Origin of the sequence: Lysinibacillus cavernae, from assembly GCF_009724685.1 — a bacterium.
GTDB classification, from domain to species: domain Bacteria; phylum Bacillota; class Bacilli; order Bacillales_A; family Planococcaceae; genus Lysinibacillus; species Lysinibacillus cavernae.
Window position 1 is genome coordinate 55944 of sequence record NZ_WMEF01000011.1, and the last position, 23886, is coordinate 79829.

At 37.3% G+C, this 23886-nt stretch carries 21 protein-coding genes; 9 read left to right on the forward strand and 12 right to left on the reverse strand.

The genetic code is table 11. From position 1 onward, the window contains the following. Positions 1 to 44 precede the first annotated feature (44 nt). The 3 genes from GJU32_RS18460 to GJU32_RS18470 form a co-directional block, all read right to left on the reverse strand. Positions 45 to 1403, reverse strand: coding sequence for an acetamidase/formamidase family protein (locus tag GJU32_RS18460; protein ID WP_155593394.1), 1359 nt, complete (start codon positions 1401 to 1403; stop codon positions 45 to 47). An 84-nt stretch (positions 1404 to 1487) separates the two neighbouring features. Beyond that, complete coding sequence (locus tag GJU32_RS18465) at positions 1488 to 2102, reverse strand: PH domain-containing protein (RefSeq protein ID WP_155593395.1); 615 nt, start codon at positions 2100 to 2102, stop codon at positions 1488 to 1490. Positions 2103 to 2160: 58 nt separating this feature from the next. Continuing rightward, positions 2161 to 2673 carry a hypothetical protein gene (locus GJU32_RS18470; protein WP_155593396.1) on the reverse strand — a complete coding sequence of 171 codons (513 nt, stop codon included), beginning with the start codon at positions 2671 to 2673 and terminating at the stop codon, positions 2161 to 2163. Positions 2674 to 2849: 176 nt separating this feature from the next. Between GJU32_RS18470 and GJU32_RS18475 the strand changes: the two genes are divergently transcribed. Then, complete coding sequence (locus GJU32_RS18475; protein ID WP_155593397.1) at positions 2850 to 3572, forward strand: response regulator transcription factor; 723 nt, start codon at positions 2850 to 2852, stop codon at positions 3570 to 3572. Next, on the forward strand, positions 3569 to 4957 hold the full coding sequence (locus GJU32_RS18480; RefSeq protein ID WP_155593398.1) for a sensor histidine kinase: 1389 nt from the start codon (positions 3569 to 3571) through the stop codon (positions 4955 to 4957). Before GJU32_RS18475 ends, GJU32_RS18480 begins: the two co-directional genes overlap by 4 nt. 24 nt (positions 4958 to 4981) lie before the next feature. On the opposite strand, the gene GJU32_RS18485 is transcribed toward GJU32_RS18480, so the two are convergent. The 7 genes from GJU32_RS18485 to GJU32_RS18515 form a co-directional block, all read right to left on the reverse strand. Further along, a complete protein-coding gene (locus tag GJU32_RS18485) occupies positions 4982 to 5341 on the reverse strand; it encodes a YxeA family protein (RefSeq protein ID WP_155593399.1) in 360 nt (119 codons plus the stop codon). A gap of 1 nt (position 5342) precedes the next feature. After that, positions 5343 to 7217 (reverse strand): ABC transporter permease, encoded by a 1875-nt coding sequence (locus GJU32_RS18490; protein ID WP_155593400.1) that lies wholly within the window; start codon positions 7215 to 7217, stop codon positions 5343 to 5345. Next, positions 7204 to 7971, reverse strand: coding sequence for an ABC transporter ATP-binding protein (locus GJU32_RS18495; RefSeq protein WP_155593401.1), 768 nt, complete (start codon positions 7969 to 7971; stop codon positions 7204 to 7206). The genes GJU32_RS18490 and GJU32_RS18495 overlap by 14 nt, the downstream gene beginning before the upstream one ends. 343 nt (positions 7972 to 8314) lie before the next feature. Then, a complete protein-coding gene (locus GJU32_RS18500) occupies positions 8315 to 8791 on the reverse strand; it encodes a glutathione peroxidase (RefSeq protein WP_155593402.1) in 477 nt (158 codons plus the stop codon). A 14-nt stretch (positions 8792 to 8805) separates the two neighbouring features. Beyond that, a complete protein-coding gene (locus tag GJU32_RS18505) occupies positions 8806 to 10140 on the reverse strand; it encodes an FAD-dependent oxidoreductase (protein WP_155593403.1) in 1335 nt (444 codons plus the stop codon). A gap of 13 nt (positions 10141 to 10153) precedes the next feature. Beyond that, positions 10154 to 11299, reverse strand: a complete 1146-nt coding sequence (locus GJU32_RS18510; protein ID WP_155593404.1) for a VanZ family protein — start codon at positions 11297 to 11299, stop codon at positions 10154 to 10156. A 151-nt stretch (positions 11300 to 11450) separates the two neighbouring features. Then, complete coding sequence (locus GJU32_RS18515; RefSeq protein WP_155593405.1) at positions 11451 to 11738, reverse strand: DUF6509 family protein; 288 nt, start codon at positions 11736 to 11738, stop codon at positions 11451 to 11453. A gap of 156 nt (positions 11739 to 11894) precedes the next feature. On the opposite strand from GJU32_RS18515, the gene GJU32_RS18520 reads away from it, so the two are divergent. Then, positions 11895 to 13073, forward strand: coding sequence for an alanyl-tRNA editing protein (locus GJU32_RS18520; RefSeq protein ID WP_155593406.1), 1179 nt, complete (start codon positions 11895 to 11897; stop codon positions 13071 to 13073). 46 nt (positions 13074 to 13119) lie between these two features. Here the strand turns inward: GJU32_RS18520 and GJU32_RS18525 are convergent, their stop codons facing one another. Beyond that, complete coding sequence (locus GJU32_RS18525; RefSeq protein WP_230875091.1) at positions 13120 to 15141, reverse strand: methyl-accepting chemotaxis protein; 2022 nt, start codon at positions 15139 to 15141, stop codon at positions 13120 to 13122. 307 nt (positions 15142 to 15448) lie between these two features. On the opposite strand from GJU32_RS18525, the gene GJU32_RS18530 reads away from it, so the two are divergent. The 4 genes from GJU32_RS18530 to tatC are packed head-to-tail and all read left to right on the forward strand — an operon-like array spanning position 15449 to position 19021. Continuing rightward, positions 15449 to 16198, forward strand: a complete 750-nt coding sequence (locus tag GJU32_RS18530) for a gluconate 2-dehydrogenase subunit 3 family protein (RefSeq protein WP_155593408.1) — start codon at positions 15449 to 15451, stop codon at positions 16196 to 16198. Positions 16199 to 16208: 10 nt separating this feature from the next. After that, entirely contained in the window at positions 16209 to 17921 is a 1713-nt protein-coding gene (locus GJU32_RS18535; RefSeq protein WP_155593409.1) for a GMC family oxidoreductase, read from the forward strand. Between the two features lie 39 nt (positions 17922 to 17960). Further along, positions 17961 to 18164: a twin-arginine translocase TatA/TatE family subunit gene (gene tatA / locus GJU32_RS18540; protein WP_155593410.1), complete on the forward strand. Its 204-nt coding sequence runs from the start codon at positions 17961 to 17963 to the stop codon at positions 18162 to 18164. A gap of 11 nt (positions 18165 to 18175) precedes the next feature. After that, complete coding sequence (tatC, locus tag GJU32_RS18545) at positions 18176 to 19021, forward strand: twin-arginine translocase subunit TatC (RefSeq protein ID WP_155593411.1); 846 nt, start codon at positions 18176 to 18178, stop codon at positions 19019 to 19021. 14 nt (positions 19022 to 19035) lie between these two features. Here tatC and GJU32_RS18550 read toward each other — a convergent pair whose 3' ends face one another. Then, positions 19036 to 19851 carry a metallophosphoesterase gene (locus GJU32_RS18550; RefSeq protein WP_155593412.1) on the reverse strand — a complete coding sequence of 272 codons (816 nt, stop codon included), beginning with the start codon at positions 19849 to 19851 and terminating at the stop codon, positions 19036 to 19038. 256 nt (positions 19852 to 20107) lie between these two features. Between GJU32_RS18550 and GJU32_RS18555 the strand changes: the two genes are divergently transcribed. Both GJU32_RS18555 and GJU32_RS18560 read left to right on the forward strand, forming a co-directional pair. Then, the gene (locus GJU32_RS18555; RefSeq protein WP_155593413.1) at positions 20108 to 23134 is read left to right on the forward strand and encodes an ATP-binding protein; all 3027 of its coding nucleotides are present in this window, start codon (positions 20108 to 20110) and stop codon (positions 23132 to 23134) included. Further along, positions 23121 to 23840 (forward strand): DNA-binding response regulator, encoded by a 720-nt coding sequence (locus GJU32_RS18560; protein WP_230875092.1) that lies wholly within the window; start codon positions 23121 to 23123, stop codon positions 23838 to 23840. The genes GJU32_RS18555 and GJU32_RS18560 overlap by 14 nt, the downstream gene beginning before the upstream one ends. The last annotated feature ends 46 nt before the right edge of the window (positions 23841 to 23886 follow it).

Sequence of the window (23886 nt, forward strand, 5' to 3'; positions counted from 1 at the left end):
AAAAAGCAAACCTATAAAAGTTTGCTTTTGAATGGAATCATCCATTAATCATATTGCTTTTTCACAGCCTTATAAATTCGGACCTTTTTTAATATTGTTTTTGGTACTTGGAGGGTTGCAGTGACAACCCCTGGGTGGCGTCCAATTTCAATGGAACCTGTGATTGTTGCTCTATTTAATACTTCTGGATCGCTCATCTCAAATAGCTTTGCAGCTCTATGGATCGCATTATCAGTAGCATCATTTAATGTTTTTCCAGAACCAACCACAGATACAGGGAATGCTTCCTCTACCTGTTTCACACCAAACTCCTCTGCTAGCTCGCGAGCACGACGTTTTTCTTCTTTAGTAAAGGGCTTTGCCGTATAAGGTAAATCTTCTACATTTGGTAGTAAAACTGGACCTTCCAATGCTACTTTTTTCAAGACACTAACTTGGAGCTGCACAATACCCGCTACATCTGTTGTATGCCCTGCAATCTCACCATCTCCCTGCATGGCATGCATATCCCCAATATATACACCACCACCTGGAACTTTTACAGGACAAATAATCGTTGCTCCTTCTCGCACTCTGCTGATGTCCATATGTCCATCGGTACGATGTAAATCCAATTCATCTTGGGTAAAGGCATATTCATGTGGTGCCCCAATTAAAAATGAACCGAAATCACCAGCATTATGAGAATCTGGCATCGCTTTAGAAGGAGTTGTACCGAGCTGACCTAAAAATGGTCGCATTCTGGCCATTACACCAACTAAGTCGCTTGGCGCTAAAACCACAACAGGATTTTGTACAGAGTTTTCAGGTGTCCTCATGTAATTTTTGGCATCAAGGGCAATACGGCGAGCACCCTCTCGTCCAACAGTCACACCAATTTGTCCTTTTTGATCAAGTGCCATCGTATAGCCGTTCGTCATTTTAAATGGGGCAGTTTCTGTGTCGCATGTCGAACAGCGAATCGCTTGTGGACCTATTCCTTTAACAACTGTGCTTGGGTGGAGCTTGCCACAACCTGGGCATTTTACGGAAACAAATGGATCACCAATAAATCGATCTACAATGGCCTCATCATGTCCAGATGAAGTTGCCAATGACGTGACCTGAATAGATTTAATTTTAATGACGATAGCATCTCCTACCTCAGCACCTTCTACAAAAACAGGTTTCGTCACTTCATGTCCTCCACGAATAGTGGGTGTTAGCATTGGTCCCCAGCATCCAGGTGTTGTATTGGCAATAATTGTTCCACCATCTTTAACGGGCCCTAACATTTTCTGCGAAGGATCTAAAATACCATCAATGAACTCATTTACGAACAATGTCTCAGCGGCTTGCGGTTGCTGTATAAAGTCATCACTTTCTATTCCTTCTTTTTCAAGCACATGCAATTCGTTTGTCATTTTTCGCCACGCTCCTAGTTCCGGTTTTTATGTATAAAGTTGTATGTTAAAAACGCTCTCCACATTTGCAGAGAGCTATTTTTATCAATTGTTCATATATAATTCAAAAATATGTGAGAAATCTTCTTTTTTGTACTTATCTTTATGATCGATCATCCAAGTATTCGCAAAGCGAGTAATTTCCTCGAATGACGCGGATGGAGAAATGTTGTCATTGCCAATCCTGCCAAGCGATGACGAAGCAATGTTTAAGCTTTTTTCTGCTACCTCTAACTTATAGGCATTGTGCTTTTGCTCGTAGCTAATGGCGTGTAGTGCTTTATATAAATCTTTAATGTCATCAATAAAGCGTTTATGGATGTCGATAGATAGTGGAGAATTGCCGATTGTAAACTTAATTTCGACATCAAGATCGATTGTTCCTGCTGTTTCGAGAAAAACATCTGTAATAGAATACATAGAAAAATCATAGCGTCGTAGTAATCGTTTCTTACTCATGGCACTTTCGCCATCTACATGAATAATGGCACGATTTGTAAAGCAATACTCATCTGCCTTCGTTTTAATTAAAAAATAAATTTTCTCGTCAATTTCATGAAGAATAAAATCATCAGCATCTGTTTTATCATAATCCTCTTGTGACACAACTACCCCAATATCTGAAAGTCCAAGTGCATCTGCTGCTATTTTTTTAAACATCTTCATTCCTCCTAATTCGTAATACTCTTTTTACGCTTTAGTATCTGTAAAGGTTTCATTACTCTCCTAAATCATCCATTGGTTGTGTATATCTGATCATTGTTTCACATTGATAGTCCGAGCACTCGAAATAGTAGGGTTCCTCGGTAACTGTAGTTGTAATTTTCACTTTATACCTAAAAGGAAATCCTTCTTTTTTGGTATACTCTCCAGTCTCCACCTGTCTAATTTGTCTTTTTTCTAATCCTTTAAAAGCTTGTGAAGCCCCTGTTAATAAAATTTGTTTCTTCTGGAAATGGTCATATTTATGATGATTAAAATAACCAGCCACACCTATTGAACAAATGAAGAGAATAATAATAGCTAAAATCGAAATAGAGTTTGTTAATTTTTTATTATTCGATGTTACTCCAATAATAAAAAGACTAATCATCACGGAAGTGAAACTATAAATGGCTGTAAATATAAGTGTCGGCTTTGCATTTAAGGGCATTTGATAAATAAACAAGATAAATACAAACACAACAAGTAAAACAATCCAAATAGGAATGAGTATTCTTTTTGATGTCATCTTTGTAAACCCCACATATCATTTAACCCAATTCTAGCATATACTGTATATTTATACATACAAAATCTTACATAAATACGATTCAATGTAGTATCTTCATTTCCTCTTTCCAGTACATTTCATTTATAATGATTGTCAGTAAAAGATTCTTTTAAATAGAAAGGTCGTGTGAACAAGTGCAAGAACCAACCATATTAGTAGTGGATGATGAAGCTGATTTAGCTAATTTGCTAAAATTAAGCTTACAAAAAGAGGGTTATAAACAAATTTACACAGCTGGCTCCATTCGCGACGCTTGGACAAGCTTTCAACAAGCAAAGCCAGATATTGTACTTCTAGACGTCATGCTTCCAGATGGAGAGGGCTACGATTTATGTAGACGTATCCGAGAAGTATCACATGTGCCTGTGCTCTTCATGTCTGCTAAAAATGAAGAAATTGATAAAATTTTAGGGCTAGCTATTGGTGGTGACGATTATATTACCAAACCTTTTAGTCCTAAAGAGGTTGCCTATCGCGTAAAGGCTCAATTACGCAGAGCTGGCTATCAAACACAAGAGACAGCTACAAGCATTGCCGAAAAAGCACTACAGATTGGGCCGTTTCAGCTAAATGCCGATGAAACTGAAGTACATAAAGATGGGGTTTTATTGGAGTTAACAGCTAAAGAAATTGGGCTAATGACATGCTTTATGCACAATCCTAATCGAATTTTAAGTAAAGAAACACTGTTTGAACGTGTATGGGGAGAGGATTTTTTCGGTTCCGATAATACCGTCATGGTGCATATTCGACGTTTGCGTGAAAAAATTGAGCAGGATGCCTCTAAACCTTTGTATATCACAACAGTAAAAGGGCTTGGCTATAAATTCATCATGCCAAAAGAAACGCAAGGATGAAGTGGAAATTAACAGCGCGCTTTCTCCTTTCCGTACTATCTATTGTCATCATCGTTATTTTTGTCAATACGGCCATTTTAATGGGACTGCTCACTTATCGGTTAGCAACTGATTCTGATGGTGCTTCTGCAACCAAAGAGGAAAACTTTGTACGGGATTTCCAGAAGTATATTGAAATAAAGGACGGAGCGCCTTCAATAAGTACTGAGGGACTTGAACACTTGCATCATCGAAATGCTTGGATTCAATTACTTGATGTAAATGGTCAAGTTATCGATTCCCATTTCACGCCAGATCAAGCTCCTTCACACTATGCACCTATCGACTTAATTCAAGTATATAAATATAAAGAATTTGATTCTGATACTACGGTTTATGTTGGTAGTAAGGATGAGGTTAGTTACCTTATTGGCATCAAAGGTAGTGGTGTTACAAGACTTGTTATGCACGTTTCTGGTTCCTCACTCTTACAGTTCATTGGAAAATTTGGTTTATTCATTGTCATTGCAGACTTGTTAGTAGCTACATTAGTTGGCTGGCTTTTTGGTCGTACATTAACTAAACCTCTTTATGCGATGATAGAGCGCATACATCATTTAAAGAATCATGAGCATAAGTTTATTAAAACCCCTGGTGGTGTCTACAAGCCTGTTTTTGAAAATTTAAATGAAGTATCGCGCGAATTGGCTGCGCATGAACAGGAGCGAAAGAGACTCGAGATTATGCGTGAGGAATGGATTAGTAATGTCTCACACGATATGAAAACTCCACTAGCCTCCATTCGAGGTTATGCAGAGCTATTGAATGATGAACAATTAATTCATAGTGAGCAAGCTGCGTACGCAAAAATAATAGAAAAACAATCCTTGCATATGCAGGATCTACTCGAGGATTTAAATTTAACGATGCGTTTAAGACATCAACAGCTGCCACTCACATTAAAAAAAGTGAATATGGTGCCATTTATTCGTGAAGTTGTGATCGATACATTGAATACACCACAATATGAGCTTGCCAATATTGAATTTGAGGCATCTACAGAAAATAGTCTCCATCAAATTGATGAGCATTTTATGCGCAGAGCTATCATGAACTTTTTACAAAATGCCCTACTTCACAATTCGCCTGATGTATCTGTTCATGTGTCTGTTGATGATGCTACTATTACAATTTCTGACAACGGCAAAGGGATAGCAGCAGAGGATTTAGAACATATTTTTGAACGCTATTACCGAGGTACAAATACAGAAAAAACAACTGGCACTGGTTTAGGCACAGCCATTGCTAGAGATATTATCGAGGCCCATGGAGGCATTGTTACCATCAGCTCTGATGAAGGGAAAGGCACAACCGTTACCATTTATTTAAAAAAGGAGCAGCCCTAGTTTTCTAGTGACTGCTCCTTTTGCCTATTTCATTTGATCCTGCACCTTAGCAGGTAACTCATGGAATTTTACTTCATCGAATGAAGTGACTTCTGTTTCTTTTTTCACATAAAGCTTTAAGTAAGCATCATGACGTAGATTTTTGTGAGCTGAAAACTTTAACGTTTTATCTTTTCCATTTTTATCGTAAGCAGATAGCTCGTACCAATACATTTTAAAGATTTCACCGCTATCTGCCTTATACTCCTCTATCTCACCATCAGCAGTGATATGAACATAGTATGTGTCTTTATTTAATCGGTTAAAGTCTACAGTCATCAATACGACCAACCCTGCAACGAATAAGATAAACAATGCACCTATTCCGAAAAATACTTTTTTCATATTAATTATTCCCCTGTCTCACTATTTTATAGAACGAACGCACTGTAAAGATATAATAAATAAAGTAAATAGCTGAGTATGCAACCATCCACAGTATTACTGGCTTTGTAATATTCATACCAAATAACTGTGAAAACGCTAGTAGCGCAAACGCACTATGCACTATGCCTACGATCAGTGGTGCACTAAAGATAACAGCCACCTGCCCTGCCACCGTCTTTAAGATTTGCTTACTATTCACACCGATTTTATTTAGTATTGCGTATTTTGCCTGATCTTCCTCAGCTTCCGTTAAAATTTTGAAATAGATAATACTACCAGTTGCCGCTAGGAAAACGAGACCTAAAAAGCTTCCTACAAACAATAGTGCACCAACTGTTGCTAAACTATCCTCATAGCTTTGAGGAACACTAGAGAAGGATTCTTGTTGTTCAGAAGATAATTGCTTGTAAATATCTTGTGAAACGTCCTGTTGTTTCAAATCATTGTCCAATCCAACAACCTGCATTATTACCTCTTCGGCATCATTTGTAGCAGTAAATTCTTGATCATTTACAACGAGTACTGTTCCCGCTGGTATAAAGTTTAGTACGCTTTCTGTGAACATTCTCTCTACATGGAAGGAATCTCCGTTTTGTAGCTTAAAGTCTTCTCCCGTAAAATCATGTGAAAATCGATCGTCATAGGCTGCATCAAGTAAAACAGTAGAGCCATCTGCAATGTGCAGTTCTTGATCCTTACCTTGTAATTTCGCTAAACGATTATAATCAGATTCCTTAAGTAATGTATATTCAAAAAACGAGAATTCATTATCGACACGTAAATTTTTCACAGACAGTGCTTCATTATATAAGACGTCTTTCTGAGAAAATTCTACTGTATCGCCTTTCCACATAAATGTATTTGGCAACATCTGACGTACGGTTGCTTCTGCATTGTAATACATCCCGAAGACGCCACCGCCCGCTGTAATCGTTGTTGCACTTAAAATCGCAATGATCGATAAGGATTTAGCATTTGCTCGAATTCGATACAATAGCTGAGAAACACCGATTAAATTCAAGCCCTTCCAGGACCATGATGTCGCTCTTTTTAATGCTGTTAATACAAAGACACTCACAGTATGGAATAGAAGATATGTCCCGGCAATTGTTACGCCTATGACCATTAGTGGCGTACCTAACACCGTAAAGAACCGCCAAATTTCACTTGTAAACATATCAGAGGCAGCTGTGTAATAACCAAATGCAATGAGAGCTGTGCCAAGTAAAGCGGCTACTAAAGAGGCACGTGGAATTTGCTCACCTTGTTTTTCTGCATGAAATAAATCAATCAACTTAAATTGATAAATAACACGATACCCTTGTAATGAAGTGAATAAAAACAGTAGTGTAAAAATACCAGTCGTATTCATTAGGGCATCCATTGAAAATGTCAGGCTTCCAACAACTTCATAGCCCATTAAACGTACTAAGATCATTAATAGACCTTGTGACATAAAGAATCCCAATACAATACCAAGCACTAGAGAAACAAGCCCTATTACTAAGTTCTCAAAAAAGAGCATTAAGCCAATTTTTTGCTTACGTACACCTAGTAAAGAATAGAGGGCTACTTCCTTCTTCCGTTTCTTCATAAAAAATGAGTTAGAATAGGCCATAAAGATGACAATAAAGAATAATAGCACTACTGACGACGCACTCATCAATCCTTTAATTTGCTGAGAGGATTGTTTTAAAGCTGAAAGATCGTCATTATATTTGAGCGTCACAAACGTAAAGTAAATGACGATACTAAATACCATGGAGGCAATATATAAGAAGTAATTCGACAAATTACGCTGAATATTTTTGCGCGCTAAACTAAATAACGTCATTTACTCCACCCCCGATGCTAGACAGCACCTGCAAGATCTCTTGGAAAAATTGCTTCCTTGTAAGAGTCCCACGATGAATTTCCTTAGAAAGCCGCCCATCCTGAATAAATAGTATGCGCTGACAGAAGCTAGCTGCAAAAGCATCATGGGTAACCATCATAATGGTTGCCGCTTGAGTTTGATTTAAATCACTTAAACTTTCTAACAAATCGGTTGCTGATTTCGAATCTAATGCACCAGTAGGCTCATCGGCAAAAATTAATTTTGGCTCTGTCACTAATGCTCGTGATGAGGCTGTACGCTGCTTTTGTCCACCTGAAATTTGATAAGGATATTTATCAAGTAAATCACTTATACCAAACAATGCAGCAATCCGATCAACCCTTGCGTTTATAGCCTTTGTTGGCATCTTCGCAATAGCTAGTGGTAAAACAATATTTTCTCTTACTGTTAAAGAATCGAGTAAGTTATAATCTTGGAAAATGAATCCTAAATTATCACGACGAAAATCTGCTAATTCAGCATCCTTCATACGTGCTAAATTAGTATCACCAATAATAATTTCACCAGTCGTTGGCGTATCGATAGTTGCTAACACATTTAGCAACGTAGATTTCCCAGCCCCAGAAGGACCCATTACACCAACAAACTCTCCTTTTCCTACTTCAAATGATATATTTGATAGCGCTGTAAAAGTATTTGCGCCTTTGCCGTAAGTTTTTCCAACGTTTTGTACCTTTAATAATGGCGTCATATACGCTCACCTCTTCTTTCTGACTTTAGTATACGACCCCAAACTTACAACAAATTTGTCGCAAGCTTACAACAACCTTAAATCATTCGTTCAGAAAATGTTTTTTGAGCGAAACAGAAACGTCAGGTACAGAAGACTTCCCCTTATATAAAGGGAGGAGTCTTCTGCTAAATCAAGATACAGCTATCATAGATTCTGAATGCAAACATGCTGAGGCATAATTGATTATCGATAAATACACGCTTTTTATTAAAATAATATCCTTATTTTTCACCAAACTTTTGAAATTTATCGACATAAAAAAAGATCCATACACAAATAACTGTGCATGAACCCTTCTAATCTATTGTGCTAAAACCTTTTGAATATCATCCTCAAAGCTACTCGGCTTATCCGCCGATGCGTAACGTCCAACAACTTCACCATCGCGATTCACAAGGAATTTTGTAAAGTTCCATTTAACGCTGCTACCTAAAAATCCTTTGGAGTGAGAAGTAAGATAATCGAAAATAGGATGGGCTTCCTTACCATTCACCTTGACAATCTCATGCATCGGGAACGTCACTCCATATGTCAGTCGACACTGCGATGCTGCTTCCTCAGCAGTTGCTAGCTCTTGCTTAAATTGATTTGACGGAAATCCAAGTACAACAAGGCCTTCTTCCTGATATTTTTCATAGAGACCTTCTAACTCCTCAAATTGCGGTGTAAAGCCACATTTCGAAGCTGTATTGACGATTAACATAGGCTTCCCTTTATAACGTTCTAGACTATAGTCAGTACCATCCTCTAAAGTTACGTTAATATCATAAATGCTCATTTCTCTACCTCCTATTATAAACGTCCATTCATTCTTGCCACCTGCTGCAAAGGATCCCAAACACCGTTAAATGGCGGTGCGTAGGCTAAATCTAAATCTAGCAAATCAGGTAATGTCATTTTACTATATAATGCCGTAGCAAAAACATCGATACGCTTATCGACCCCCGCGGGACCCACGATTTGCGCGCCTAATAGCAACTGATCACGCTTGCGCACAACCACTTTAATATACATACGCTGTGCGCCTGGGTAATAACCAGCTATATGGCGCGCTGATAATTTAAATGCCTCATAGTCAAAGCCAAGCTCTTTTGCATTGCGCTCATTAATGCCTGTCGTAGCAATTGTTAAATTGAAAAATTTTAAGATAGAAGTCCCCACAATTCCTCTAAAAGGTGCAAATTTCCCTGACATATTAAGGCCAGCTAAACGACCTTGCTTATTGGCAGTGGTTCCCAAAGGTACGTAATCTAAACGCTCTTTCACAATATTAAAATGGGTTGCACAATCTCCAGCTGCATAGATATTTTCAATAGAAGTCTCCAAATGTCGATTCACAATGATAGCTCCATTTTTTGCAAGTGCTATCCCTGTGTCCTTTAGAAACTGCGTATTTGGTTTAATACCTGAAGCTACAATCACTAAATCTGTCTCATAAACACCGTTGTCTGTAATAACACGTTCAACCCGTTTATTACCTTCAAATGCTTCCACACTTGTATTTAATAACAGCTCCACATTGTTGTTCTTTGCTTCCTCATGAACATGTTGAGCAAGCTCTTCATCTAAAATTCGCGCTACATGGCTGCCTCGTTGAACCAGTCTTACCTTTTTCCCGCAGGCATGTAGCGTTTCTGCCATTTCTAAACCAATATAGCCACCACCTATAATGGTAACCTGTTCTATATTTGATGTTAAATCAGATAGTAAATCCTCTAGTTGAGGAATCGTTTTCACTGTGTGGATACCTTCTAGATCGATTCCCTTGTTCACAGGTATTACTGGATTGGCACCTGTTGCAATAAGAAGCTTATCATAGGGAATTTCAAATGATTCGCCACTTGCTTGTGTACCGGTAATAATCTTTTTTTCTATATCTACATTTTCTACCTCATAGCCAACTCTTGCATCAATGCCATACTTATCTCGAAAAGTCTCGACATCTCTTGCAATTAAACGTTTGGTTGATGAAATACGACCATCTACAACATAAGGCAATCCACATTGCCCATATGAATAAATAAAACCACGTTCTAAAGTAGTTATTTCTGCCCCTGGTACATTACGATAGATTTCCATTGCTGCTGACATACCTGCAGCATCTCCCCCAACGATGACGTATTTCATTCTACAAGCCCCCTTATTTTTTCCTTGTTGCGATTAAATCTGCATATTGATCGATATACAAACGTCGTTTTCCACCACTTACAATGACACGAATAACATGAATAGCTATTATTATTGTAAGTGCAAAACCTGCTAATGCAGTTAGTAGAGAAATGACAATTTGCAGAACATAAAATGGTGAATCCATATCTAATTGAATGCCACCAAGTGTTGCAATGGCATCTGATAGACAAACGGTTGCGATAATGGCTACACAACGACGCCACGATTGCCTTACAATACTTTTACCATTCCTGTTGACCATTGTAAAACGCATCACTTTCATACCTAGCGTTGCACCATTCATCATACTTGGAATCAAACCAAAGAGTATCATGTAAAGAACCATTTTCACTAAAAATTCGAAAGTGCCACTATACCCTGTCAGAACACCAATAATGAGCCAAATCGTTTGTGCAATAAATAAATCAATGACTAGTGCCAGTAAAATAGAAATAGGTTTAACAATATCCTTTTTTTCCATTTCTGTAGCTTTAGCCTCAACCTCTTCATGAGAAGGGAATAATGCCCAAATAATCGGTGCTAAGAAGAATCCTAGTAACGCGCCTACACTGTTTAGTAATAAATCATCAACATCAAAGATGCGGTATGCACAATTAAAAATGCCGTATATACCCGTTCTTTGTGTGACCTCATAAAACAATGTTAGCAAAAAACTTATTAGAAATGCACGTTTCCAGTACCTTCTTTCTTTAAGAAAATATCGTAAGTAAACACCAAACGGCATTAGTAGTAAGAAATTAAAAAAGGATTGGAAAAATGCTTGCTGTTTCGTAACAATAAGCCAAGTAGACGGATTTGTTACAACAACTCCACTGTCCTTTAAAATATCTTCGACAAATTGAAAAAGTCGTAAGTTTGTATGGACTGTATTAGCTGATTGCAGTGAGCAAGTATCTCTTGTAGATGGAAATGGCAGTAACACTAAACATAACGCGGATAGAAAGTAAAAAATAAATGACAACATAATAATAGTTTTGGACATAGATAAGTAACCATATTTGCGATACGTATAAATAAGCCACGGAATAAAAAGTACAAATGAAAAAATAATAGTTATAATAAATGCTATTAAGATGGATTGTGTGTAAGTTGACATATAAGCACCTCTCTATTTAAATTGCCCGATTTTATGAACACTAAAACTAAGTTTAGCCCTCTAACACTACATGTATATTTCATCAAACTTACATAATCCTTAATTCAATAAAAAAACAGGTAAAGAGTATATACTCTCTACCTATTACTTATTATGCTTTCGTTATTTCATCTTTACAAAATACTAAAATCTCTTCTAGCTCATCTTCTTCTAATGCAAAGTCTAAGTATTCACCCTCTGCTTTTTCGATGATGAAGTAATTTAAAATGAATGGCTCCTCGCCCTTTTCACCAATGAGTGCACGAATTTCAATGCCAGATTCGTGGTATAGCTCATCTTCTTCATCAATTTCTACATCCAAAATAAATTCATAACGCTTACCTTCAATAATATTTGTAGGGTCTAAAATTTCTTCCATTGAGAATTGTGTAATTTCCATTATGCTAGCTCCTTTTTCTTTAGCTGTTCCTTTTTATATTAAATCAATTTCAGCATGGGTCAACTAGAAAAGCCGTATACACCTGTAAGTAATTATGCCAAAATAAAATGGAATTCATTTTATAGTTAAGTATATCTACATAAAGGAGGCTATTTCTTGAAAGAACTATTATATTATCAAGACGTAATGTTACGTGAGTTTGATGCTACCATTGTCAGCAAAGGAATCGACGAAGCTGGTCATCATTATGTTGTACTATCTAATACCGCATTCTATCCAACTGGAGGAGGGCAACCTCATGACACAGGGACATTAAATACGATTGAGGTTATAGACGTTGAGAAAATTGATGATGAAATTCGGCACTATATTCAAGGTGACCTATCAGCTTTAGATGGTGTCATACATGGCAAATTAAATTGGCCAAGACGATTCGATCATATGCAGCAACATGCTGGTCAACATATTTTAACAGCTTCCTTTGTGGAGCTTTTTGATGCTCAAACTGTAAGCTTTCACCTAGGAAGTGAGCAAGTCACAATTGATATTGCTGTAGATGCTCTGACAGAACAACAGCTTGCAGCGGCAGAAGCAAGAGCGAATGACATCATTTTAGAAAATCGCCCAATTCAAACGGCATGGATTACAGAGGAGGAGCTTGTCAACTATAACCTTCGTAAAGAAGTCGCTGTGACAGGAGATATTCGACTTGTGATGATTCCTGATTTTGACTACAACGGCTGCGGAGGAACGCATCCAACCTCTACGGGACAGGTCAGTGCCATTAAAATTCTAGGAACTGAAAAAATGAAGGGCAATGTGCGCGTCTCTTTTGTTTGTGGACAACGTGTTTTAATTGAGCTTGCAATGCGTAAGAAAGTATTAGCTGATGTTGCTCGACAATTAAGCGTCCCTGAAATTGAAGCCGCTACAACACTTGCGAAAGTTCTATCGGCTCAAAAAAATACAGAAAAAGCACTTGTAGCTACGAAAGAGGAGTTACTAACATATGAAGCCAAAGCACTTGTTGCTAATAGTGAAGGTGTAGTAACTGCTGCTTTTAATCAACGGACAATGCAGGAGCTACAAAAAATAGCTCGTATTATTGTCACAGACCAAGCAGACATTATGACCCTACTTGTTTCAGAAAATGAGGGCAAACTACAATTCGTTGCTGCAAAAGGGAAAAATGTTACTAAAAGCATGAAGGATGTTGCTGGAAAGGCACTGCCTCTTATTAATGGTAAGGGTGGAGGAAGTGATCAAATGGTACAAGGTGGCGGAGAATGTACCATGTCTAAGGAAGAACTACTAGTAGCTCTGCAAAACGCTTAATTTTATTACAAAAAGGAGCTGTCAACACTGGACAGCTCCTTCTTTTTTAATATTTAAATTTTTGAATGGCTCCATATAATCGCTTTGCCATTTCTGATAATTTCTCGGTTTGAATGTTCATCGTTGCTACTGTCTTCACCTGTTCTGTTGTTGCATCTGTTACCTCATGCACATAATCACTTGCTGCATGTGCAGTTGCTGCCATTTCTTCCATAGAAGCTGAAACTTCCTCCGTATTCGCAGACATTTGTTCAGCTGAAGCATTCATTTCTTCAATTTGACCAGCTATTTCTCCAACCGCTCGAACCATTTCCTCAAAACGCTCACCTACTGCCTCAATAGACGCTAACCCACGCTCTACATTATCTTCGCCTGATTCAGCTGCTTTTACTACTTCTAATGTGTAGGATTGAACGCGTTCAATTAATACATTAATTTTTGTAGCCGATTCAGCTGTTTGCTCTGATAATTTGCGAACTTCTTCTGCCACAACAGCAAATCCTTTACCAGCATCTCCCGCACGTGCTGCTTCAATAGAAGCATTCAGTGCCAATAAATTCGTTTGATCAGAAATATCGGTAATCATTTTAGAAATTAAGCTAATTTCCTCTGACTCTTTTTCTAGTTTGTGTATAATCGTCAACTCAGCTGATGTACCTTGCTGAATCTCATTCATGCGATTAATAGATTGATGGACAGCATCATTGCTTTCACTAATTTTCTGGGAAATAAATTCTGTATTACAAGCAATTGTAGACGCTACTTCGGCTACATTTTGTATACCTAATGCCATTTGTTCCATTGCAGATGCACTTTCCTCTGCCATCACAGTTTGACTCTGCGCCCCTCTGTCTACTTCATTGATTGCACCAGCTATTTGCTTGGAATGCTTTGTCACAGCAGTTACATCCCCCATTAAATCACATGAAGCTTCATTCACTGCAGTTGCTTCCTGGCTCACTTTCGCAATCATTTCCCGCATATTAGCAGTCGTACGATCTAATGCACGCGCCATTGTCCCCATCTCATCAATACGCTTTAAATACTTCTCAGGAATCTCTTGTGTAAAGTCACCTTCTGATAAACCTTCACTAATGCGAAGCACATGACGAAGTGGTCTGCTGACAGAGCGTGAAATAGCAAACGAAATGAATAGACCTAGTATCGAAACAATGAAGGTCGTGACAATAAAGTTTGTCTTAAGCTTAGAAAGCCCTGAGAACATCTCGTTTTCTACTGCTATAACGCCCATTTTCCAACCATTATTAAGGGTATGATAGCCCATTAAGTTCGTACCTGCATCCTCTGCTGTAAATGAAAAATAGCCGCTATTATTAGCGATCATTTCTTTTGCAGCCAATGCTCTGCCCGTCATGATACCTGTTTCTTCAGCTTCTTTAATGGGATTGTTTTGCTCCTTTACATATGCATGATTATTATGCCCAATGATGGTTCCTTTGGCGTCTAACATAAATGCGTAGCCACTGTCTCCCACTTTGATACCTTCTACAATATTGGATAAATAATAGCCATCAATGCGGGCTAATAATAAAGCTTTTTCACCTGTTACTGTATTAATTGGTGAAACGATTAAAATAACGGGTTCACCTGTTACACGGCTAATCGTTATTTCAGACATAACAGACTTGCCAGTAAAACCTTCCTTGACATAATCACGATCACCTAATTCAGCTGTTGTATCATCTAAATAATGAGCAACTCCATCAGCTTTAATAATGCCAAATCCTAAATAATTTTCATTATTAGCAAGTCGTTTCGACAAGTATTGTTTTTGCTTCTCAAATTCCATACTACGAACTGCCTCTTGCTCTGCTATTGCCTCTACCTCCACTAATGTTAATTGGAAGTGCTCTTCTATGTATTGTGAAACATCCCCTGCTCTAGATACTAAATTGGATTCCACTTGCTCATTCATTGCATTCGTACTATTTATCCAAGTAGATAGTCCAAGCGTGCCGCAAGTCACAAATACAAGAGCTATAATTGCAACAATTAATTTACCACCAATACCTTTTATCCACATTTCTCTACTTCTCACTTCTTCCATTTTTAGCTATGTTATTCGGATATTTATGCATTTACTTCAGAGTAAGGTCACTAAAAGTAGAAGTCAACAAAACTTTTCCAATATGATTAATAAATGTATAATAATACCATTTTCACTATTGTTATAGTGCTTACAATTTTCTACAATTTTTTTAATTCATAGGCACACTTTGCTATAGAAAGACAGAATGCATCAGCACTATTGGATTAAATTAAAACTTTTTCCAACAGGAATTGATTATAATTCACATTTTTTGCTGATTAATAAAGATAGGATCGGTTTAAAACATTTTGAGGGGAGGATTACTATGAGCACAGAGAAAAACAATGTTTCTCGTCGAGACTTTTTAAAAACAACAGGTATTGCCGCTGGTACATTAGTTGGTGGCGGATTAATTGGTGGTCTAGTAGGCTATAACATCAATGGTAAAGGAACTGCTACTCTGGAGCATGATAAGCATGGCACTACGAATGAAGCTACTGGTTCACCAAAGGCTAAGATGTTTTTCAGAAATGAAAGAGATTTTAGTATCCTATCAAAGGCCACAGAACGTATTTTCCCAGAAGACGATTTGGGACCAGGTGCTATAGGCTTGGATGTTCCTTACTTTATCGATCATCAACTAGCAGGAAATTATGGAAGTAACTCTAAAGAATATATGCAAGGACCATTTGACGTGGGTGCCCCTACACAAGGCTATCAAAGTCGTTTAACACGTGCAGAAATTTTCAGGCAGGGCATTCAAAAAATAGATGACGAGGCTCAAAAGCGTTATAAAAAGAGCTTTAACGATTTAGACGGTAAACAAATGGATGAGATTTTAACAACTTTTCAAAAGGGTGAAATAGAAATGGTTGGGGTAACATCTGCATTCTTCTTTATATTATTACGTGCCGCTACATTAGAGGGGGCCTATTCTGACCCAATGTATGGGGGAAATCGTAATATGGATGGCTGGCGTATGAAGGGATTCCCTGGCCACCAAATGGCTTTTATTACGCAAATAGAAGATTCGAAGTTCCAAAAAATTGAGCCTAATCCACTAGGCGGTCATTAGGGGGGAGAACATGGCTAAAACATTGCCAAGTGTAGACGTTGTAACAGTTGGTGTAGGTTGGACAGGCGGTATTGTTGCTGCTGAATGTGCCAAAGCCGGCTTAAAGGTTGTCGGTTTAGAGCGTGGACAAAAGCGTGGTACTGAAGATTATTTAAATGTCCATGATGAATACCGTTATGCCATTCGATATGATTTAATGCAAAATCTATCCAAAGAAACGGTAAGTTTTCGTAATGATCGAAATATGAAGGCATTGCCAATGCGTCAGCTTGGCTCCTTTTTACTCGGAGAGGGTCTAGGAGGATCAGGAACACACTGGAATGGTATGACATATCGATTTTTACCCTATGATTTTCAAATAAAAACTTTAACAGACAAACGTTATGGACCAAACAAGCTTGGACCAGATTATCTTATTCAGGATTGGGGTTTAACATACGATCAATTAGAGCCCTATTTCGACAAATTTGAAAAAACCGCAGGTATTTCAGGTGATGATAAAAATACATTTAGTGGTAAGCGTTCAAACCCTTATCCAACACCACCTATGAAAAAAACACCGATGCTTGCACAATTTGAAAAAGCCGCAAATAATTTAAAGCTAACACCTTTTATGGTGCCATCTGCCAACGTATCAGAGGTTTATAAAAATCCTGATGGTGAAACGATAAATGCTTGTCAATATTGTGGGTTCTGTGAACGTTTTGGTTGCGAATATGGCGCAAAATCTTCTGCAGAGATTACGGTAGTCCCTACTGCATTAAAGACAGGTAATTTTGATTTACGCTTTAATTCGAACGTTGTGGAAATTTTAAAGCAGGGCAATAAGGTTACCGGTGTAAGATATATCGATACCGTATCTGGGGAGGAATTTATTCAGCCTGCTAATGCTGTCGTATTAACTAGTTATGTCTTTAATAATGCCAAGCTATTAATGGTCTCTGATATAGGTGAAAGATATGATCCTACTACTGGTAAAGGAACACTTGGCAAAAACTATTGCTATCAAATCTTACCTGGTGCTGCTGGATTCTTCGATGAACAATACAACACTTTTATGGGTGCAGGTTCTTTAGGTATGTGTATAGACGACTACAATGGTGATAATTTTGACCACAGTGATTTAGATTTTATTCATGGTGGTAATATCGCCCTCACACAAACAGGTACCCGACCAATCGGCTCCAATCCAACACCACCAGATACACCTACTTGGGGACCCGAATTTAAAAAACAATCTATTTATTACTATACACGCTCATTCGGGATTGGGGCGCAAGGTGCGTCTATGCCACATAGGGAAAACTATATATCACTGGATCCTACCTACAAGGATGCTTACGGGCTACCATTAACTCAATTAACATACAACTTTACCGCGCAGGATCGTGCACTTCATAAATATATTTCTGCACGTGCTGCAGACATTATGAAGGAAATGGGTGCAAAAACGATTGTCCCTAACGCTGAAATTACCGATTACAATATCGTACCTTATCAAACAACGCATAACACTGGTGGGACTGTAATGAGCTTATCACCAGAGCAAGGTGTCGTTAATAATTACCTACAGCATTGGAATGTTGATAATCTTTTTGCGGTAAGTGCTGGGAACTTTGCACACAACAGTGGTTACAATCCAACAGGTACGTTAGGAGCACTTGCTTATCGTTGTGCAGAAGGGGTTATTAAATATAGTCAATCAGGCGGGTCTTTAGTGTAATTTTTTAATGAAAAATTAATTGTAAAGGAGGCAAGACTTATGGGAGGTCTTGGAGCAATTGGAGTACCTGGATTAATCATTATTTTAGTCATTGTGTTAATTGTATTTGGTCCGAAAAAATTGCCAGAAATCGGTGGAGCAGTTGGAAAAACTTTTGCAGAATTTAAAAAGTCTACTAAGGGGCTTATGGACGATGATGATGATCCCGTGAAAAAGGTCGAAAAAAAATCTGACGCTTCGTAGGAGGGTTTCCTATGGATCCATATGAAGACGGAAAAAGAAAATATTTAAGCCCTCTTGATAAACCACAAGCTGAGCCTTCTATAACTGTGGAGGCTTTAGTTGAAATTCCAACGGTAACAGTTGAACAGGGTTATGTAGCAAATGAACCATTAATACCTATTCACTCATTATTGGAACATCTTTCTGAACTACGTAAGCAAATCATAAAAGGGCTAACCGTTTTTATTTTATTTTTTATTATTGTCTTTTCTACTATAAATATTTGGTTTCCCTTTGTAACTCGAGGTCATTCTCTAATTATTTTAGGACCACTTGAGGTTGTGAAATTTTATATGACGATTTCAACTACTTTAGCATTTGGTCTTTCAATGCCTTTTCTCGTTCATTTTCTGTGGAGCTTTGTAAAACCAGGGTTAAAGGAAGAGGAAAGTCGATTTTTAGGTCTCTATTCACCAATTATGCTAGTCCTTTTCTTATTGGGTATAGCTTTCGGCTATTTTGTCGTAAACCCACTTAGCTATTCATTTTTAGTAAGCATAGGAGCTACCAATTTCGATGTCATGGTATCAGCAAGTGAATATATGCATTTTTTAATCATGACCACTGTACCACTTGGTTTATTATTCGAATTACCGATTGTCGCCCTATTCTTATCAGCCATTGGTGTACTGACTGCTGAATCCATGAAAAAAATACGAGGCTGGTCTTATATTGCAATGGGCGTAGGCTCCGCTATCATAACCCCACCTGATTTTATAAGTCAGCTACTCGTCTTAATACCTATGATTATTTTGTATGAAATAAGCATCTATCTTGTCAAACGTATAGAACGTAAACAAATTGAAAGCACTGCGTAAATTTAACGCAGTGCTTATTTTTTCTTCAAATCCATCACAATAATTTCTGGGAGATTAAACATGCGATATGGTACTGAACTATTGCCTAACCCTCGGCTAACCACCATTTTGGTCGCCTCAGCTTCGTAGACACCGGCTGTATATTTTGGAAATAGTCCCTGTCCTGGCGCAACAAGCCCACCAAGCCCAGGAATACGAACTTGCCCACCATGCGCATGTCCTGAAAATACTAAATCTATGTGATAACTTACATACGTAGTAAACATTTCAGGTCGGTGTGCTAGTAACAGCTTAAACATATCGTCTGGTAAATAAGCTGTTGCCATGTCCAACATATCTTCTGTTGATCTACCCATTAACGGATCCTCAATTCCAACAATCGCCAAGCGCTCCCCGTCGCGCTCTAACACGGTCGATTCATTGGCCATTATATGTACCCCTAACGATGACAGCGCCTCATAAATTTCATTAACCTTATTTGTCGCTACTTCATGGTTTCCCAGTACATAATAAACATCCGCTATTTCAGCTAGCCCTTTCACTGCCTGTAGACTTTGCTTTAAATCGTAGCGATTGCTATCTATCACATCACCTGTGATAAAAATATAGTCAGGATTTGTATCCTTAACCTTAGCAATCAGTTTTTGTTGATTGTCACCAAAGAGGGCATCATGTAAATCCGATACTTGTACAATGCGTAGCCCATCAAAGCTGGCAGGCACTTTTTCTGATTCAAACTCATGTTTACTTATGACTAGCCAGTGATTGTTTACGTACAAAAAAATGACTATAAAAACAACAAAGAAAATAACATATAATAATTTTTTCAATCGCAATCGCTCACTTTGTGGCTACTTTTTTCAGAAAGAATCTGACTTCCCTATTATAAGCAAAAAACAGATTGATTGTAAGTATATGCACTATAATTACATAAAATGCACAAAATCTATCCATAGCCTAGCGCTTATGATAGGAAATCATGCGCATTTTAACTATTCTTACCCAACTTTCACATGATATACTATGGGTATAATTACATACGTATGTACAACATTGTCTTAAAATAACAAGATTGAGAGAACAAGAATGAGAAAGTTGTTACTTATTTTTATGGTCATTATTAGTGTTGTGATGATTGGGGTGACGTCTCAATTACTCAGTAATGAGAGCCCTAATGCTCCAAAAGCAGTTGCTGGAGTAATAGATCTAAGACAGTATGATATGCACCGTAATACCATCAGTTTGGATGGAGAATGGGATTTTGTCCCTAATAAATTATTAAACTATTCAGAATTCGATCATTACAAATCTTATTTAGTAAATGTTCCATCACTATGGTCAAAGTACAAACTTGATGATCAAAATTTCACTACTTTTGGTAGCGGTACCTATCGGTTAAAAATTTTAATTAATGATACAGATACTATATTGGGTATAAAAACCGGTAATATTCGGATGTCGAATGCCGTTTACATTAATGAAAAACGCATTGGACAAAGTGGTGAACCTGCAGAAGACTCGACATTTGTACAACAAAATGTCCCGTATATTGCTTATTTCTCGCCTGAAAAGGGAGAACTTGAACTCATCATTCATGTAGCTAATTTTGATTATGCATCAGGTGGAGGAATTATTGGGTCAATTTTTATCGGGGATCAAGAAAGTATTGGTAAATTAAGAGAAAGCTCACTTTTCTACGATTTAATAACCATTGCTGCCTTTTTTACAATGTTTATCTATTTTGCTGGTTCATATCTTTATGCCAAGCTTGAAATCGATCAGCTATACTTTTCCTTATTCTGCTTCATGGTTGCTTTATACTATGCCTCCCATGGAGAAAAAATATTAATGTTGTTACTCCCTATCTCCTATGAACTCCTTATAAGAGTTCAGATCATTTCAAGTATCTGTACAGGCATATTCATGCTGTTGTATTTTTACCATGCCTTACATCAATTTGCTTATAAAAAAGTCGTGAAATTACTTTGTATTATTGGATTTGTATTATTAGCTACCGTTATGCTACCAATATCCATTAGCTCATACTTACAAATTGTGTATTCCATTTATATTTTTATGAATATCTGTTATATCCTTTATATTCAAACCATTGCAATCTTTAAACGAGCAGTTGGAGCCATTTATTTATGGCTTAGTTCATTTGCTATTCTCGTCTATATGGTTGTAGCTACTTTAAATCTCAATATCAATCTAGAAATCTACTCTTTACCTCCCTTGCTCCCTTTCATTTGTTTAACGATGCTCTCTCTTTATATTTCTCATCGTTTTACAGATTCTTATTTAGAAAAGGGAAGATTAACAAAAGCTTTAATTAGAGTAGATAAATTAAAAGATGAGTTTCTCGCAAAAACTTCCCATGAATTTCGCACTCCATTACACGGTGTGATTGCCATTTCTCAGTCCATGTTAGAGCCTCATGACAGCTCTACATTAACACTGGAACAAAAGGAAAAAATATCGCTCATATTTAATATCACAGAAAAGTTATCTCACCTTGTTAATGACATATTAGATTTTTCAAAATTAAAAGAAGGTGAACTAAAACTACGTCTTACCAACGTTGATCTTTATTCTGTAACTCATGTCATCGTTGAAATATTGTCGTACATCGAAAATAAAGACGTAAAAATTTACAATTACATCGAACGAGGAAAATTCATATTAGCTGACGAGGATAGACTACGTCAAATTCTTTATAACTTAATAGAAAATGCTGTTAAATATACGAGGCACGGAAAAGTAGAGATTTCATGTTATGAAGAACATGGATTCCTTGTTATTGAAGTAAGTGACACTGGTCGAGGTATTGCTCCCGAACATTTAGAGTCGATCTTTGAGCCATTCCGACAGTTAGGAAATGCAAGTAGAGGAGCAGGTCTAGGTCTAAATGTGACTAAAGAGCTTGTAAAGCTGCATGGTGGGGAAATCACTGTCCATTCAGTCGTTGACCAAGGCACAACTTTCTGCGTCAAACTACCTGTAGAACAATTAAAGAAAGAGCAGCAATATAAACAACAAAAAAATCAAATCACATTGACTAAAGAATATTTGCCGATAACTTTCCCTTATTTTACAGAAAGAAAAATGGGCAAAAAAATACTGATTGCTGATGATGATCATATTAACCTCAAAGTATTAATCGATATTCTTGCAAAGGAGAATTACTCTATCATTGCGGTTGACGATAGTCAGCAGGTTTTTCAACAATTAATATTGCATCCAGACATCGATTTACTGATTTTAGATATTATGATGCCTAACCTTTCTGGATACGAGGTCTGCCAGCAAATTAGAAAGAACTATTCTTCTGCGGAACTACCAATATTAATGCTCACAGCAGCCATTCGTCCAGAGGATTTGCTTGCAGCTTTCCAATCTGGAGCTAATGATTTTCTACATAAGCCATTAGATACTGCTGAATTGAAGACAAGAGTTAGAAATCTTATCTTGCTAAAGGAATCTGCGGAAACAGCTGTAAAAATGGAAACTGCTTTTTTACAAGCACAAATTAAACCACATTTTATTTATAATGTTTTAAATTCCATTCTTTCGCTGAGCTATTTAGACATAGATAAAGCGCGTACTATGATAACGGATTTTGCCACATTTTTAAGAAGCAGCTTTTCATTTGAGAATACTAATAGCCTTATTCCTTTAGAACAAGAACTTACGCTTATACAAGCTTACGTAAATATTCACCAGACAAGATATCCAGATCAGCTAGTATGGGAAAGTCAGGTGGAGGAGCATTTAAGCATACTGATTCCCCCCCTGCTACTTCAGCCTTTAGTGGAAAATGCACTTTTTCACGGATTAAAAAACAAACGAGTAAATGGAAAAGTGACAATGACTATTAAAAAAGAGCAACAAATGATTGATATCCTAATCAAGGATAACGGTAGTGGGATGACACAAAAAATGGTAGAAAACATTTTAGCGGAAGAGCATTCCGTTCATCAAGGTGTAGGAATCCGTAATATCTCTAAACGTTTAAAAAAATATGAAAATGCTACTTTCCTTATCGAAAGTGTTGTAGATAAAGGAACGACCGTAACAATAAAATTTCCATTAATTTTGGATGAAAAGAGGTGAAAGAATGTTAAAATCGATCATCGTGGACGATGAAATTTTAGCAATCCACTTATTAGAGGCAATGTTAAAGGACAATGAGACAGTAGAGGTTATTGGCAAGTTTACAAATCCTCTAGAAGCGATAGACAACATCTTTAAGCTAAAGCCAGATATTCTTTTTTTAGATATTGAAATGGCGGAGATGAATGGCATTGAGGTTGCCAGCAAAGTAGAAGAATTAGCGCAATTAATGGATATCATCTTTATAACCGCCTATGAGCATTATGCTATTGAGGCATTTTCAGTTCAGGCAGTAGACTATATTTTAAAGCCAATAGAAAAAATGCGTTTAATGAAAACCATTGAAAGAATCGCTTTACGAAGGAAGCAAACACATTTAATAGATAGGCCTAGTAAAGATGAAGCTATTCGAATCATTGATAATTTTCACTTTCATGTTCATTCCGGAAGGGCTTATATTGAGGATATAGCATTAACATTATCAACAAAAGAATTTCAAATTTTATTCTTTCTAGCACAACGCCCAGAGCAAATTTTCCATCCGACTGAATTGTACAAACTGATCTGGGCAGAGGAAAGCATTGGACAAACACAGGCATTGAAAGTGCATATTAGTAATTTACGAAAAAAACTGGAGTCCGCCTCCGGTCATCGAGCTAAAATTGTAACTGTGAGAGGATCTGGTTATCAGTTCCTCTTTGAATAAAGAAAAAAAAGCACGACGAATCGAAAACTAAATCGCCGTGCTTCTT

Excerpts from the sequence above, each read along its gene's own strand:
- GJU32_RS18555 (WP_155593413.1), top strand. The coding sequence starts at position 20,108 with ATGAGAAAGTTGTTACTTATTTTTATGGTCATTATTAGTGTTGTGATG.
- GJU32_RS18500 (WP_155593402.1), bottom strand. The coding sequence starts at position 8,791 with ATGAGCATTTATGATATTAACGTAACTTTAGAGGATGGTACTGACTAT.
- GJU32_RS18560 (WP_230875092.1), top strand. The coding sequence starts at position 23,121 with ATGAAAAGAGGTGAAAGAATGTTAAAATCGATCATCGTGGACGATGAA.
- GJU32_RS18510 (WP_155593404.1), bottom strand. The coding sequence starts at position 11,299 with ATGTCAACTTACACACAATCCATCTTAATAGCATTTATTATAACTATT.
- GJU32_RS18535 (WP_155593409.1), top strand. The coding sequence starts at position 16,209 with ATGGCTAAAACATTGCCAAGTGTAGACGTTGTAACAGTTGGTGTAGGT.
- GJU32_RS18490 (WP_155593400.1), bottom strand. The coding sequence starts at position 7,217 with ATGACGTTATTTAGTTTAGCGCGCAAAAATATTCAGCGTAATTTGTCG.
- tatC (WP_155593411.1), top strand. The coding sequence starts at position 18,176 with ATGGATCCATATGAAGACGGAAAAAGAAAATATTTAAGCCCTCTTGAT.
- GJU32_RS18495 (WP_155593401.1), bottom strand. The coding sequence starts at position 7,971 with ATGACGCCATTATTAAAGGTACAAAACGTTGGAAAAACTTACGGCAAA.
- GJU32_RS18485 (WP_155593399.1), bottom strand. The coding sequence starts at position 5,341 with ATGAAAAAAGTATTTTTCGGAATAGGTGCATTGTTTATCTTATTCGTT.
- GJU32_RS18480 (WP_155593398.1), top strand. The coding sequence starts at position 3,569 with ATGAAGTGGAAATTAACAGCGCGCTTTCTCCTTTCCGTACTATCTATT.
- GJU32_RS18470 (WP_155593396.1), bottom strand. The coding sequence starts at position 2,673 with ATGACATCAAAAAGAATACTCATTCCTATTTGGATTGTTTTACTTGTT.
- GJU32_RS18525 (WP_230875091.1), bottom strand. The coding sequence starts at position 15,141 with ATGGAAGAAGTGAGAAGTAGAGAAATGTGGATAAAAGGTATTGGTGGT.
- tatA (WP_155593410.1), top strand. The coding sequence starts at position 17,961 with ATGGGAGGTCTTGGAGCAATTGGAGTACCTGGATTAATCATTATTTTA.
- GJU32_RS18505 (WP_155593403.1), bottom strand. The coding sequence starts at position 10,140 with ATGAAATACGTCATCGTTGGGGGAGATGCTGCAGGTATGTCAGCAGCA.
- GJU32_RS18460 (WP_155593394.1), bottom strand. The coding sequence starts at position 1,403 with ATGACAAACGAATTGCATGTGCTTGAAAAAGAAGGAATAGAAAGTGAT.
- GJU32_RS18530 (WP_155593408.1), top strand. The coding sequence starts at position 15,449 with ATGAGCACAGAGAAAAACAATGTTTCTCGTCGAGACTTTTTAAAAACA.
- GJU32_RS18515 (WP_155593405.1), bottom strand. The coding sequence starts at position 11,738 with ATGGAAATTACACAATTCTCAATGGAAGAAATTTTAGACCCTACAAAT.
- GJU32_RS18465 (WP_155593395.1), bottom strand. The coding sequence starts at position 2,102 with ATGTTTAAAAAAATAGCAGCAGATGCACTTGGACTTTCAGATATTGGG.